A 14,467-nucleotide genomic window follows, 5' to 3' on the forward strand; every position below is an offset into this window, starting at 1 on the left:
TGAAACAATATTTGTTAGAGATTTTAACCCAAACTCAAAAAACTTTATAATAGCTGATAGCTTACCACTGGATACTTACCTATTTCTTTGGCGTAATGTAAATCTATGTAATTCTATAATAAATTTTACTCTTTGTAGTTATAAACCACTATTTTTTTACATTTACTTAAGATGCAATTTAAGATCGAGAAATATTTCAAAAAATGTTATTGAATAGTTGAAAATTTCATTTTTAATCATAGTTTAATAATTATTGAATCTTGATTAAGCAATATTAAGTTTTGATAAATTGGCTAGCTATTGCCACAAATAAGCTGTATAAGTTAGTTTTAGTTTTAGGAGTTAATAATAATGACTATAAATATCGCCATAATAGCAGCGATCGCCTATGGTATATTAGCCATTGTTGGGGGCATTATTGGATATACGAAAGTAGGCAGCAAAATATCTTTAATATCTGGTAGTATCAGTGGTTTACTACTAATTGTTAGTGGAATTATTCAACTAATGGGCATGAATTGGGGTCTAATATTTTCTACCCTCATTACAACTATTCTAGTAATTACATTCATTATTCGTTTAGCAAAAACTCGTAAAATGATGCCTGCGGGATTAATGATTTTAACTGGAGTTGCTGCTGTAGCAGTTATGGTTTATGAAATTACCATAAACAATTCAGCCACAATTTAAAAAGAAACGTAAGTATTTAGCCGTCAGCTTTCAGCTCCATTAGAACTAATGACTATAGCCTTTAAAGCAGAAGTTACCATTGACAGATTTTATCTAATTAAAAATATGAATTAAAAGTTTCCCTAGTAACTTCTAAAGTCTTAAAAAATGCTTACTTCATTTATTAATCAAGATGAGAGCTGACCACTAATCACTGTTTGTGGAGCATTCAGGCACGGAAATCCTTATACCAATTTCATAAACTTGAGCTACTTAGGTTTGGAGTAGTCAGTAGTCAGTAGTCAGTAGTCAGGAGGTAAGGTGAGTAGCCTTACTTTTTGAATTTGGTATTACAAAGAAACAAAGAATATGGAAGAGATAAAAAAGTAGAAACTTGCTCAATAGACATATAGATATCTCCAGAAAAGAGATAACAGGTAACAGGAAGAAATAATAGAAATCATCAATTATTTCTCCCTACTCCCCTACTCCCCTACTCCCTGCTCCCTACTCCCTACTCCCTAAATTGGGATTAATCAACCCATTAGCCGTACCAAAAAGATTAATTGGACTCTTACCATCAGTAATTAAAACACTCTGAAGACCAAGCCCCTACAACAACCTCGCCTGCATTTATGGGCCAGCTTGAGCGATCGCCCGAATTGTCTCAGCCCCCAAAGCCTCCACTTTTTGCTGAAACTCAGTAGCAGTAATTTCAGCCATTTGCCTTGCCTTCTCAATCTCTAAATTATTCAGTGTCTGCTGATGGGCTAACTCAGTCTCCTGACGCGCCCTCAACTGAGCCATCTCAGCCTCATGGCGAATCCGTGCTGCTTCTACTTCCTGCTGCGCCAAATTCACCGCCAACTGGCCTTGAAAAGGAGATAACATATAAGCTTGAGGTCCATTGACTAATTTTAGTTCCCCACTTTGAACATCCCGTACATATATACCTTCATTTTTGTCTAGGGGAATAGCCTGAAGTTTTTCTAATACTTCTAATTCCACTGGGGGAATATAATCTCTTGGCCCAGTAATCATCCATAAATCTCCTGGTTGCCGAGTAATAACGTTTGCTCCTGTTCCCTCGGTGAAAGTTTCCTCAACTCTGATTAGGAGTGCTTCTTGTTCACCAAGAATATAGACCTTTTTAATTCCTGTTTCTAAATCTTCTCCTGGGTGCAAAAAGAAAGATGTTCTGCCCTGACGCACTTCTTTCATACCCCACTGCGGTTTACCATCTGCATCTATGGGATTAGTTACTATGCACCATTCGCGATCGCTTAAAGTAGTGATTTTGACTTCTCCCACTACTTCTTCATAAACGTCGGGAATATGAATTTCAGCATCTGCAAAAGTAACTAACTATTCATATCCCGCTTTGCGTTGCTGACCAAAAATATCAGTAAAAGTCCGTTTTGCTTTTAGATGTAGTGCTTGACGTTCGGTTAATACATAGGCATCAATAGTATCGACAATTTCTTCATCTACTCCAGGCAAATAAGCACCTTCTTCCCTGACCAACCATTATTCCCCAGTTCTACGTCTGTTACCTTGACGATCTATACAATTTTGTCGTGCCAGCAGTCGTAAGGCTTGGTTAGGTTTAATTATTTTAGCTATAACTGTGACTACCACTTCAACTTCTACCCTGGGAGTGTAAGTTCCTGGCCCCTCAAATAACCATTCATCCCCTGTCGTACGAGTGACAGTTTGAGACTCTCCTGCAACGATAACTGTATCAGTAAAATCTCGTATTGCTTTGAGACGTAGAGTTTGGTTTGTGTCAATTACTTGTAGTTGAGTTACATCTTCTTCGAGTATTTCTCCTGGATATAGTGGGAAAGGGTCTTGAGCAAAGCGAATTTCCAGATCGCCATATTTGAGTCTAATTTAACCATACTCATCGGCCACAAGTTGATCTGAACTATAGCAATGTGCGCTGGCATATTTACACATTATTTTTTGTACACCTTTTCTAAAATGCACTTTGAACTGGGCCTTGTAAATACCTGAGCGCTCATTGCTATATTTCTTAGTACAGGGTTAGCTGCTACACAATAATGGCGAGGTGGAACTACAATTGTCAGTTGTGGTTGTCAGACTAACCTTTCTGCATCTCCAAGGGTAATGGTTTGAGGGCCTATTTCTAGTCTGATAACACCAGTGTTATTGTCAAGAACATGAATATACTGTTGTGGCTTCAGGAGAATTATACCATTGTTCTCTATTGTAATTGGATATTCTGTGGTACTTTTTATTTTACTCATAGTTTAATAGTTTTGTAACTAGAAATCTTAAGTTATTCATTATCCATTATTAATTATCTCTTACTATCGTCGCCAAATTTTAATAGTTCTGTCTTTACTACCACTAGCAATACTATTACCATCAGGACTAAAAGTAACTGTATAAATCTCATCTTTATGCCCGGTCAAAGTACTAACTAATTCTCCTGTTTCTAAATCCCATATCTTAATATTATTATCCTTACTGCCACTAGCAATATATCGACCATCTTCGCTAATATCAACAGATACAACTTCAGCAGTATGACCAAGAATAGTTTTGATTAATTCTCCTGTTTTTAAGCTCCAAATTTTAATAGTATTATCGTAACTCCCACTCACTATTTTTTCCCCATCTGGACTAATATCAACAGACCTAATTACTCCTTCATGTCCAGTCAATGTATTAATTAATTCTCCAGTATATAAATCTTCAATTTTTATAGTTTGATCTGCACTACCACTAACCAATATTCTGCCGTCAGGACTAATAGCAATAGAATAAACTACATCTGAGTGATCGGGGAAATTAAAAATTAAGAAACCTGTTTCTAAATCCCAAACTTTAACTGTTTTATCTCCACTAGCACTAGCAATTGTTTGATTATCAGAACTCATAGCAACTGACCAAACAGGTGCCCAATGTTCAAATACTCGAAATAATTCTCCTGTTTCCAAATTCCAGATCATTACTCTCCAATCATAAGTACCTACCACTAATTTAGTACCATTATTATTCAAAGCAACTGACCAAATTGGAGAATCATCTGCAGCTAATGTGTTGATAATTTTTCCTGTAGGAACTTCTAAAATTTTTACTGTTGTATCTCTACTTCCAGTAACTAAATTTTCGCCATTATCACTAAATGCAAGAGCGCCTATAGAAGCATTAAACCTAGACAAATCTTCAACTTGATAATTCTGCCAATTTAGACCTTGTTGACAATTTTGTAAAAGAGATTGAGCTTCAGCAAAAATGCTAGATTTTTCACTAATTAAAGTTCCTTGATTGATACATTCTTCATAGTTGCGCTCTATGTATAAGTTTTTTACAAAATTAAATTTTGCCGATTCTTGTTCTTGCTGTTGTAATACTTGTTGTTGACGTAATTGTAAATAATTTTGGAATTTAAGATATCTATATATAGCAAAGATTATTACAATTAAGGTAGCGATAAATCCTAAAATCAACTGCCAGTTAAAAGATGATTGTTTGTTATTATTGCTAAATATTTTTTTAAATTTAGTAAGTAGAGATTTTGGTAAAACTCTGTTTTCTATTAATTCTATATCTTCTTGAGTTAGTCCTAAAATTTGCTGTAGACGCTCTAACTCCTGGCGAGTTTCTTGACTAAAAGGATATTCTTCCTGAATCGCAGCTTTTAATGTTTCTTCATATCTTTCTCCTTTCATCCGATATTTACGGTAAGGATTTAATACTTCATCCTCAATTATTTCCGTTTCTTCCCGGGAGAGTTCTAAACTTTCTCTAAGTTCATCTAAAATTCTTCTCCCGACAATAGAAATATCTCCTCTATCGCTAGCTCGACGAATAACCTCTTCCCGATAAATTTCTTTATTATCTGTAGCGAAACTTGGAAACTCATTAATTTTTTTTAAATCTGCTATAACTTCTGCTGCTGACTGGTAACGTTCGTGAAAGTTATAGCGCACCATTTTATCTAAAATATCTGCTAGAGAAGTAGAACAATTTGTTAGGTATCGCCAAAAAATCTCTTTTTTTTCACCATTTTCATTATCCTTTAGTTTCGATAATTCGCTGCTAGGCAATCCCGTAATTGCCTGAATGCCAATCATTCCTAAAGCATAAATATCACTATTTAATTGGGGATTATATTCAAATTGTTCAATTGGCATATATTCCATTGTGCCAATCCTAGCTGTAGGATTTTGCTGACCAATATTAATTTCTTTAACAGCTCCAAAATCAATTAATACTAATTGATTATCCGATTTTCTTCTAATTAAATTAGCAGGCTTAATATCTCGATGAATAACACTATTTTCATGCACAAATACTAAAATTTCTAATACTTCATTGATAATTAAAATTACTTGTTTTTCAGATAGGGGTTTACCAGGTAATATTTCATTGTCTAAAGATTGACCAGGAATAAAAGATTGAACTAGAAAAAACTCTCGATCTTCTTCAAAATATGCAAGTAGTTTAGGAATTCGATCATGTTGAGAAAGCTTTTCTAGCATCTGTGCTTCTTTTTGAAATCGATCGCGAACGATATTAATTAATCTTCGATCATAAATACTTGGTTGTAGATGCTTAATAAAACATTGTGCTTCTCCAGGACGACGAATGTCTAAGGCCAGATAAGCATGGCCAATTTCCCCTGATTCAATAATTTTAATAATTTGATAGCGTCCATCTAAAATATTACCAATCATCATTATTGTGGTAGAGCCTTTTTTAGTTGATTATGGCATGAAACAATTTACTCATTTTGACATCTACAATTATAAAAAAAATAGTTTTAATTAAGAATATTTTCCTGATTCCAAAACTGAAAATTAGAAGTTTAATTGTAACCCTTAATCATTAATTGATAGAGATATGTTACTCCAGAACACAAATTAATTCTGATAAAAAGTGTAATATAGAAACCAAAATAATAATTTTGGCCACTCAAAACAAAAGCACAATTTTAACAGTGCTATCATAGACAGAAGCAAAGCTAAAATCAGGTATAGGGAGTTAAGTGGATGAGCCATGAAATAATAGCAATTAGGAGACCTGTTAGACCAAAACAGCCTATTGAGCCAAATTCTCCAAAGGAGGCGCTTCACGAACAAATTGAGTCAAAAGTAGAAAAACCAAATTCAATAAAAAATAGCCCCTCATCAAGAACAGAAGGTACGAATGAAAGGCAATTAGGAAAACCAATAAGTAAATCAGAAAGACCCAAAAAACCAGGAAAACCAAAGCTAAAAGAATCTATCCAACAAGTCACCAATGCTAACGGAAAAGTTTTTAGTTCGGGGGATAAGATTTTAGTATCAGCACCCTGGAGTAGTATTGTAGAAGCTGAAATTACGGGTTTTTATAAAAGTCCTGGAGGTTCAATCTGGGCAATTTTTCTTCCCCAAGAATCTCTACCTAAGTGGAAGTGGGAAAAAGGTTGCATCCGAGCTGAATTATTAAAACAAGCATAATTAAGGCAAAAAAAATCTTAAATTCAGGATAATTTAGCATCTAAAAAAAATCCTAAAAAATATAACAGGATGATTTGGGTTGTGTAGAAAATATCCTGAATCAAATTAAGAGGAAACAGGGAAAAAATATCCTGAATAAAGGGAGGGGGGAGAGGATATATTTTAAACTTTTCTCCTGTTCCATAAATATTTAATCAAACTTGATATAACTGATACTAAATCTGATTTAGATAGGTTACTTGTTAAGGTAGTAAATATTTATCCAAATGGTTAAATTCAAACAAATCAATTTCTTAAAGTGCTGAAAGTGTTAGTTTTTCAGGAGTTAATTCTTGAGCAAATTGGAAAACAAAATTTTCTTGCTGTTTAGTTTCTATTGTGTATTGAAGAGTTTCTCTGACCTTAGCGATCGCCTCACTATCAGTTCCGGTGCTCCCTACTCCCTCTCTTGGTGAGCGTTCCTTGCCTTGGTCGATTGGATATGGCGTTAGCGCAACGGATCTGCCAGAGCGGGTTTCCTCGCCATTTCACCCTACGGGAAGCTCCAAAGATCGACCGCTTGCGTCTGTCGCACCCCGCGGGGTCGCACCGCTGCTCCCTACTCCCTAAATTTTTGATTGTGGTTATTCAAACAGACATGATATAATAGTAAAAATCCTTAAAAAAAATTTAGAGACGCGATCGCCCACATCTCTAAAATTACTATTCGACTATTTCAGCCAGAATTGATATCCTCTCGACGTTGCGCTTAGGCGACAACGTGGGATTCCTAACCATCACTGATTAGGTTTTTCTGTTCCCTCTTGCCTCCTCCGGAGGAGCTGCGCTAACAGAGGATCTGCCTCCGAGGTCTTTCCCTCTTTTTGGTCTTAAGGTCGCTCCACAGTACGTCACCAATCCGATGGCTCCCCTAGACACTGCTAGCCCAGCAGCCTCAATTTAAGTATTATAGCACATGGTTTGAAAAAAAAACCAATCAATATTGGTTTTCCCATAGGATTATCCCGCACTCTCCTGAGGGCGGGTCTTCAACCAACGTTGAAATAAGTAACTTAATTATTGCGTGACACAGAAGCCTCTTCTACAAAATTGTCACCATCTCTCCTCTGATTTTTAGGAGAAGGTTTTTGATGACGAATCTTCGGTGAGCGTGGCTTTGGCTTTGGCTTCGGAGTTTCATAGACAGGGATTTCTTCCTCCTGAGCATAATCAGGCCCCATCCAAGCAGGACGAGTTTCATCATAAGCTATCTGTAAAGCTGCTGCAGCGATCGCATGGGGGTCATACTCTTCACCCAACTGAGCAATCAATGGTAAGAAAGAAGCCATTCGTTCCCCACTCAGAGCATCTCGTACCTTATTCTGTAACTTCTGCAACTGTCGGGCTTCAATTTGAGACCGCTTAGGAATCGAGCGAGTATCCAAACGTTGACGTAGATGACGTTCTATCAACCGTAACTTCCGCTTATCTAAAGGATTAATTAACGAAATCGCTGTACCTTCACGACCTGCACGACCTGTACGACCAATACGGTGAACATAATTTTCCACACTATCAGGTAAATCGTAGTTAATCACATGAGTTAAGTGGTCCACATCTAAACCACGAGCTGCAATATCAGTTGCCACTACCCAACGTACTTGTTGATTACGAAAGCGACTTAGCAACCGTTCTCGTTGGGATTGATTCAAGTTACCATGATATTCATCAACACTATGACCTGCTGACTGTAATTGGTTTGTTAGTTCAGCCGCTGCTTGCCTTGTCCGCACAAATATCAAAGCTGCTTCTGGGTCTTCGAGTTCTAGAACTGGCTGTAAGGCTTTAGCTTTCGGCCAACCACGAGGCACCATGTAAGCAATCTGAGAAATTCGCTTCGGAGTTGTCTTTTGTTGAGCAACTTTGACTGTTACTGGCGATCGCAAATATTTATTCACCAGTTTCTTGATTGAGTAGTCCATGGTAGCAGAGAAGAAAGCTGTTTGATGTTCAGTGGGTGCTGCATCCAAAATTCTTTCTACATCCTGAATAAAACCCATACTCAACATTTCGTCAGCTTCGTCTAAAACCATCATTTTCAAACTATCTAGTTTTAAACTATTGCGACTCAGCATATCCAGAATCCGTCCTGGCGTTCCAACTACGATATGAACACCTCTTTGAAGGCGCTGAATCTGACGTTCAATAGATTGACCGCCATAAACAGTTAAGACCTGTAATCGATGTTTCGTTGGACTCTTGTTATCCAAACCAGCAATTTGACGAATCGCTTCTGTAACTTGCAGCGCTAACTCACGAGTGGGAGTCAAAATCAAAGCTTGAACTGCCTTTGTCTCCAGCTCAATTCTCTCCAATATGGGTAACGAAAACGCTGCGGTTTTACCTGTTCCTGTTTGGGCTTGACCTACAATATCGGTTCCTGCCAGCAAATGAGGTATTGCTTGGACTTGAATCGGAGTAGGTTCAGTAAAACCAATTGTTTCCAGATGATTTACACGCTCTTGTGAAATTCCTAAATTTGCAAACGATAAATCCATTCATTCTCCTAAGTAAATTATTTTACATCTGGTTTTGTTACCCAACTTGGAGGCAGATTTATGCTCAACTATAGCTGCTTATCAGCCCTTGCTCACGATAAACCTGTAGTTATTTGGTAGGGCAGTATGCCTTTGCCAATCACAGTTTCTACTAAATCTACTAAACTGATAGCTAACATTTTAGTAGTGTCTGTATGTTCTCAACGGCTAGGTTTTAACCTGAAGATCGACGACAGAATTAAAGGCAAAATGCCTGTTCCTTTTCTCTCTAGTTGGGTATAGTGAAGTACCTGCTCTATAAAACTGATACAAAGCGTCACATAAAGTGACAAATTGACGTTTACTTCTTGCTTCAACTGAGGCCGTCGGCGGTTACTCATCCACAAGCATTTACGGTCGAGCCGACCGCATATCTCAAATTTATACTGGCGTTTAAATCTCCTCAAAAGGAGAATCAGCGCAGCCACCCTGCTTCTCAAGGCGGATAAATTCTGATTTTTTTTGTAGAGGCTTTCCGATTTTACAGGCAGACAAACATGAACATTATTAAGTTATGTAGTTTGTCTGATTACCTGAACTACCGCTAGTAGATATAATAGAAAATTTATATTGTTTCTACGACCTTTTAAGTAAGTCAGGTAGGTTATCAACCACTACAATATAAAGATATAGAAATTACTACTGTCTCACACATATCAATCTCAGGAATTTTAAGCCCCTGCGATTAAGTTTCCTTTCGTCTCACTCCTAAACCTACGGCCATAGAGAGGAATTTCCTAGAGGGTCTGTTGAGAAAGGTTAGAGCCAATATTTGGCTATCGTTAAGCTGTTGTATATATCAAGTTTCCGTTGGACAAAGGAAGAAAAAATGACCTTAATTTTGAGGTTTTCCATGTCCCAGCGTATCTACCTACATTACCGTAGGTATTTTATGATACTTAACAGCTCCCTTTGGGTAGCTCGTCTTTATCTTCATAATGATTAACATAATAACAAATGACTTAACATTTGCCACATTTATTACATATTTTCCTGGAATTAACTTAATTTTTTAGATTTTGTACATTGATGTAGAGGTTTTGGGACATTACACACTTTTTACAGAAGTTACTTAAAAGTGATACAGGCGTTACATGTAAAGTCTGTAAAGCAATCAAAGTTAAGAAGAATTTCTGATGTATATATTGTAATGTGTTAAGATTTTAAGTTGCGCAAGAAGCCCAGTATAGTTTATATCTTCATAAGTATCATTTAGTTGCAAGACTTTATGTGTCTAATGATGCTTTGGCAATCCCTAAAAATGTACCCTACACTTCAACTGAATGACTAATTGCTTGATTTACTCAAATCTACATAACCATACAAATCGTAAACATCTGCATCTGTAATCATCACTGGCACAATTGAACCCAAACGAGCTTTACCTTGGAGATAAACAAGTCCATCCACTTCTGGAGAAAACCGTGGTGACCTACCAATCAACTCTCCTGTCTGAGGATTTTCCTGTTCAATCAGTACATCAACTACTTGTCCCACTGATTTTTGATTCTGTTTTCCAGATATGGGCTGCTGGACTTGCATAATTTTTTCTCTACGGGTGTCCATCACTGCTTTGGGCAACTGATTAGGCAAACTATAGGCGGGGGTTCCTTCTTCTGGAGAGAAAGTAAATACCCCAACATGATCGAACTCGTGACGCTTGACAAATTTCACTAAATGTGCATGATGATCTTCCGTTTCACCAGGGAAGCCCACTATAAAGGTTGTCCGCAACACGGCATTGGGCATAGCTGCTTTTATTTTTTCGATTATATCATCATTAACCCGACCTTGCCAAGGTCTATTCATGGCCCGCAATATTTGGGGATGAGAATGTTGTAAAGGCAAGTCTAGATAGGGTAAAATATTGGGAGTTTCTTGAATAGCAGCTATTACTTTGGGAGTCAAACCTGTAGGATAGGCATAGTGCATTCTAATCCAGGGTATATCAACTTTTCCTAGGGCGCGGAGAAGTTCGGCGAGTTTGGGTTCGCCATAAATATCGATTCCATAGTTAGTGGTTATTTGGGAGATGAGGATGATTTCTTTTACCCCTTGGTCTGCTAGTTGTTGAGCTTCAGTGACAATAGATTCTATGGTGCGCGATCGCTGATTTCCTCGTAGATGAGGAATAATACAAAAAGCACAACGATAATCACAACCTTCAGCTATTCGCACATAAGCAACTCCTTCGGATGTGGTGCGGTAACGTGGGGTTGTTTCATCGGCAATATAGGTGGGTTGAGGGGAGACTTCTGTGACGCGATCGCCTTTTTCTACCCGTTGCATCACATCAACTATTTTATGATAATCACCAGTCCCCACAAGTGCTACTGCTTCTGGTAACTCTGCAAGTAATTCTTCTTGGAAGTGTTGCGCCATACAACCTGCGATGACTATTTTTTTGTTAGCTTCTGCTAATTCTACCAAAGTACGAACAGATTCTTCTCTGGCAGTTTGAATAAAACTACAGGTGTTAACGACTACATAATCTGCTAATTCTTCGTTAGCATCTACTTGATAACCCGCTTGTGCTAGTAAACCTATGATATGTTCGGTATCGATACGATTTTTTTCGCACCCTAAGTGAGAGAATGAAATGGTAGGTTTTGTAGACATTTAGAGTTCTGAGTTATTAATTTTGATCGGGAATAGTCTTTATAATATAGCATATTACCTATGGCCAAATAAGGTATGGCAGTCGAAGGAAAGGGTGCGAACAGATCGAGAGCTTAAAACTCAGACAACACAATATTTTTTCTTTTTCCTTCTTCCTTCTTTACTTCTTCCTTCTTCTTTCTGCTATAAAGCAAGTCAAAGGTCTTAAACAGACAAAAACTGGCATTAAATCCTAGAATTTGGCATCTGCCAGTCGAAAAATAAGAGTTAAAAATTAATATTGATTTTGTGAAGAAGTTCAAAGTTAATTAGCGGGTGTCAAAATAATTACTGTTCGCTGATTGACATCAGCAGCAGGATCGCTACCAGGGAGTGGTTGAGAAAATCCCATTCCTTTGCCAACAACCTGATATGGTAAATTCTGCTGTTTCAAATATTCGACTACTGCATTTGCTCGGTCTTGAGATATTTCTTGGTTTAACTGAGCACCACCGACCTGAGATGTATGACCTTCAACTCTAATCGTAACTTTATTAGGATCGTATTCTTTAATTTCTGAGATGAGACTATTTATAGTTTGCTCTGCTTGGGGAGATAATTCAAATTCATCAAATCCAAATTTTACTTGACCTAAAGTTTTGGCTTTACTCAAATTCTTGCCTTGTGGTTGAGATGTTGTAGATGTGTTAGTAGAGGTAGCAGCAGAAGTTTCGATTTCTGGCGATGATGTAGCAGTTGGTTGTGCAGTTCCAGATCCAGAGGTAGTAGTAATATTAGTAGTAGGTGATACGGTCGCAGATGGAGAAGTAGATACTGAGCTAGTAGTTGTTTCAGTGTCTGTGGTTTCTGTAGTTGTAGTTATAGACTCTGCTTCAGTGGTTGTTGTATCAGTTGTAATAGGAGTGGGAGACTCTGCTGTAGTAGTTGTTTCGGTTTCTGTGGTTTCTGTAGTTGTAGTTATAGACTCTGCTTCAGTGGTTGTTGTATCAGTTGTGATGGGAGTGGGAGACTCTGCTGTAGTAGTTGTTTCGGTTTCTGTAGTTTCTGTAGTTGTAGTTATAGACTCTGCTTCAGTGGTTGTTGTATCAGTTGTTTCAGTTTCTATTCTTTGTACTTGAGTAACTTCTGTTTTATCATCTACATCTTCAGTTTCAGTCAATTGAACATCAATAGTAGGTTTTTCAAAAGCTTTAGGACCTGCAAATGCCCAAGCACAAATCATCATAAAGCCCATACATCCTGCTAAGATACTAGGACTTAAAGTTTGTTGGTGATGTATTTTTTTTTCAGCAGTCATATCTAATAATATAGCTCCAAACTAGGTTTATCTGAAATAACTTCTATTAAACTAATATGATATTGATAGAATCAGCAACTGGCAAAAAATCCAAAATCATTGAGATTCTTGTTATTATTTATAGCAGCATTTTATGACAAATGGAATAAATCGTAAATTATTTTTTTTAAGTTCTTTATATCCTTTTAATATTACTATTTAATATTACTATATTCTAAATAAATTGGATTTTAATTGAAAATTAAATATCTTAAAGAGACGTTCCGCCAGAACGTCTCTAGAAAACTTGTATTGTTGTTAACTAGCCAACTGTATAAGCGGTACTAAGTCCCCACAAAAGAAGAAAGACTATTGCACCTAGAATCACAATCGCAGAAATGGCGATCGCGCTGGGAGTATCTGCTCCCTTAAATTTCATTATTCCACGGTCAAGGTCTGACATAATATTTATCTCCTAATTATGTTTTTGATTTTAGCTAAGATTTTCTGGAAATATGTCTATATTGCTACTATATTTTCTCCCATTTCTGTTTATGATTTGTCTCTAATATTAAAATAATAATAAAGATTGGCAATGGTCATATTTTAGGCCGTTTATAAATTAGATAATTCTATGATTTTGTCATCAGTGTTAATTAATTATTGACTGAGATCAGACTCAAATTGTTTCCTAATCTAATCAGGGGTGTTAAAAAAAGGGAAGATACTTCAGAATATGATAATTATTCTGGTAATTCTGAGCAGGTTAAAACTGAGGAGGAATCTGAGCAAATTAATGAAGTTTTGCATGTTTAAACAGCAGATTCTCAGGAGTTATCTCAAGATATTAGTTTGCTCAGGGATTTTTTATACTTATTTGTACGGTTCTCTTTACAATCCAAGGGCTTAATTTACTTTTTAAATGTTCGGGAAATTAAGAAGAATGGATTTTATGTTTTTTGAACGCAGCACATAAACAACCAGAATTAATGTTGATGATGATATTATTTATTCCAAGTATCACAGTTTCATTGTTTGTGATTTACTGGCTAATACTTCAGTTTATTAAAGCTCTGGCTTTGCTTAAGCAAAAGTTTCTTGAAATATACTTCTCCGACATTAACTTTAATCCCTTGTAATACCTGGGAAAAAACTTAGTTTCCGGAGATGAATAATCCAGAAATAGGAAGGTAAAAAACATCAAAAAATTCCCGAAAAAAAAATTATCTAAATGTTAGGTAGATTGCCTATAATAAATATAGAAGCTAGAAATAAGAATTGTTTAGATAGATCGGTTCTGACAATATGTAGATAACGACTGTACAGATCTCTACATTTATAATGATAGCTTTTTGTCGAATATTGGACTTTGGACAAAAAGAAAAAGTGGTTAGCGTAAGTATTACACTAACTAATCGGTGATTGTATTAGAAATCAAATCTGGAATTATCTTCGTTTCTCACATTATTTATCATCCTGAAGATCATAGGATGGGTCTGGTTCAATTTCTCCACCAAAACAAATATCTAAATAACTTTCTTGAAGGGAATGAACAACTCTCTCCAACTCATCAATAAGATTCCTTCGAGTCATTTTTTCAACTGCATCAATATGAGCTTCACTTCCCCCTTTTCCTAAATACTTATATTTAGTTTTTTTCTGACTATCAGTAGCCATAGGAAAAATCGGTGAAGTAGATTGTAATTTATAATAATAGTACAGTTTCTGATTTCTATTGACTTGATAACGAATGATATGACAATCACGAGGAATCACCTCTCCTTCTCGTTCAATTTTCTTAATTTTCTGCTTCATCTTACGGATTAAACTCTGAATTTGTTTCCCTCTAATGG

General features: G+C 36.5%; 12 protein-coding genes and 1 pseudogene. 2 read left to right on the forward strand and 11 right to left on the reverse strand.

The window, feature by feature from the left end; all coding sequences use genetic code 11:
• The first annotated feature begins 357 nt into the window (after positions 1–357).
• Positions 358–690, forward strand: coding sequence for a TMEM14 family protein (locus D5R40_RS06960; RefSeq protein WP_124144439.1), 333 nt, complete (start codon positions 358–360; stop codon positions 688–690).
• A 612-nt stretch (positions 691–1,302) separates the two neighbouring features.
• On the opposite strand, the gene D5R40_RS39220 is transcribed toward D5R40_RS06960, so the two are convergent.
• The 6 genes and pseudogenes from D5R40_RS39220 to D5R40_RS06975 form a co-directional block, all read right to left on the reverse strand.
• Positions 1,303–1,980, reverse strand: coding sequence for a hypothetical protein (locus D5R40_RS39220; protein WP_240038893.1), 678 nt, complete (start codon positions 1,978–1,980; stop codon positions 1,303–1,305).
• A gap of 54 nt (positions 1,981–2,034) precedes the next feature.
• Positions 2,035–2,193, reverse strand: a complete 159-nt coding sequence (locus tag D5R40_RS39225) for a hypothetical protein (RefSeq protein ID WP_240038894.1) — start codon at positions 2,191–2,193, stop codon at positions 2,035–2,037.
• Positions 2,194–2,196: 3 nt separating this feature from the next.
• A complete protein-coding gene (locus D5R40_RS39230) occupies positions 2,197–2,307 on the reverse strand; it encodes a hypothetical protein (protein ID WP_240038895.1) in 111 nt (36 codons plus the stop codon).
• A gap of 24 nt (positions 2,308–2,331) precedes the next feature.
• Positions 2,332–2,562: pseudogene (locus D5R40_RS39235) on the reverse strand (hypothetical protein); the annotation flags it as partial.
• 206 nt (positions 2,563–2,768) lie between these two features.
• Positions 2,769–2,939: a hypothetical protein gene (locus tag D5R40_RS06970; protein ID WP_192901094.1), complete on the reverse strand. Its 171-nt coding sequence runs from the start codon at positions 2,937–2,939 to the stop codon at positions 2,769–2,771.
• Positions 2,940–3,002: 63 nt separating this feature from the next.
• Complete coding sequence (locus tag D5R40_RS06975) at positions 3,003–5,378, reverse strand: serine/threonine-protein kinase (RefSeq protein ID WP_124144440.1); 2,376 nt, start codon at positions 5,376–5,378, stop codon at positions 3,003–3,005.
• A gap of 315 nt (positions 5,379–5,693) precedes the next feature.
• Between D5R40_RS06975 and D5R40_RS06980 the strand changes: the two genes are divergently transcribed.
• Positions 5,694–6,143 carry a hypothetical protein gene (locus D5R40_RS06980; RefSeq protein WP_124144433.1) on the forward strand — a complete coding sequence of 150 codons (450 nt, stop codon included), beginning with the start codon at positions 5,694–5,696 and terminating at the stop codon, positions 6,141–6,143.
• Positions 6,144–7,195: 1,052 nt separating this feature from the next.
• Here the strand turns inward: D5R40_RS06980 and D5R40_RS06985 are convergent.
• The 5 genes from D5R40_RS06985 to D5R40_RS07000 form a co-directional block, all read right to left on the reverse strand.
• Complete coding sequence (locus D5R40_RS06985) at positions 7,196–8,680, reverse strand: DEAD/DEAH box helicase (protein ID WP_124144434.1); 1,485 nt, start codon at positions 8,678–8,680, stop codon at positions 7,196–7,198.
• Between the two features lie 1,326 nt (positions 8,681–10,006).
• Entirely contained in the window at positions 10,007–11,338 is a 1,332-nt protein-coding gene (gene rimO / locus D5R40_RS06990) for a 30S ribosomal protein S12 methylthiotransferase RimO (RefSeq protein WP_124144435.1), read from the reverse strand.
• A gap of 304 nt (positions 11,339–11,642) precedes the next feature.
• Positions 11,643–12,635, reverse strand: a complete 993-nt coding sequence (locus D5R40_RS06995; protein ID WP_124154420.1) for an OmpA family protein — start codon at positions 12,633–12,635, stop codon at positions 11,643–11,645.
• 301 nt (positions 12,636–12,936) lie between these two features.
• The gene (locus D5R40_RS37000) at positions 12,937–13,077 is read right to left on the reverse strand and encodes a hypothetical protein (protein ID WP_192901095.1); all 141 of its coding nucleotides are present in this window, start codon (positions 13,075–13,077) and stop codon (positions 12,937–12,939) included.
• A 1,001-nt stretch (positions 13,078–14,078) separates the two neighbouring features.
• Positions 14,079–14,467 (reverse strand): transposase (locus tag D5R40_RS07000; protein ID WP_205127615.1); only part of this gene is annotated, 389 nt, incomplete at its 5' end.

Source organism: Okeania hirsuta (genome assembly GCF_003838195.1).
Classification (GTDB): domain Bacteria; phylum Cyanobacteriota; class Cyanobacteriia; order Cyanobacteriales; family Microcoleaceae; genus Okeania; species Okeania hirsuta.

Excerpts from the sequence above, each read along its gene's own strand:
- D5R40_RS06995 (WP_124154420.1), bottom strand. The coding sequence starts at position 12,635 with ATGACTGCTGAAAAAAAAATACATCACCAACAAACTTTAAGTCCTAGT.
- D5R40_RS37000 (WP_192901095.1), bottom strand. The coding sequence starts at position 13,077 with ATGTCAGACCTTGACCGTGGAATAATGAAATTTAAGGGAGCAGATACT.
- D5R40_RS06975 (WP_124144440.1), bottom strand. The coding sequence starts at position 5,378 with ATGATTGGTAATATTTTAGATGGACGCTATCAAATTATTAAAATTATT.
- D5R40_RS06980 (WP_124144433.1), top strand. The coding sequence starts at position 5,694 with ATGAGCCATGAAATAATAGCAATTAGGAGACCTGTTAGACCAAAACAG.
- D5R40_RS06970 (WP_192901094.1), bottom strand. The coding sequence starts at position 2,939 with ATGAGTAAAATAAAAAGTACCACAGAATATCCAATTACAATAGAGAAC.
- rimO (WP_124144435.1), bottom strand. The coding sequence starts at position 11,338 with ATGTCTACAAAACCTACCATTTCATTCTCTCACTTAGGGTGCGAAAAA.
- D5R40_RS06985 (WP_124144434.1), bottom strand. The coding sequence starts at position 8,680 with ATGGATTTATCGTTTGCAAATTTAGGAATTTCACAAGAGCGTGTAAAT.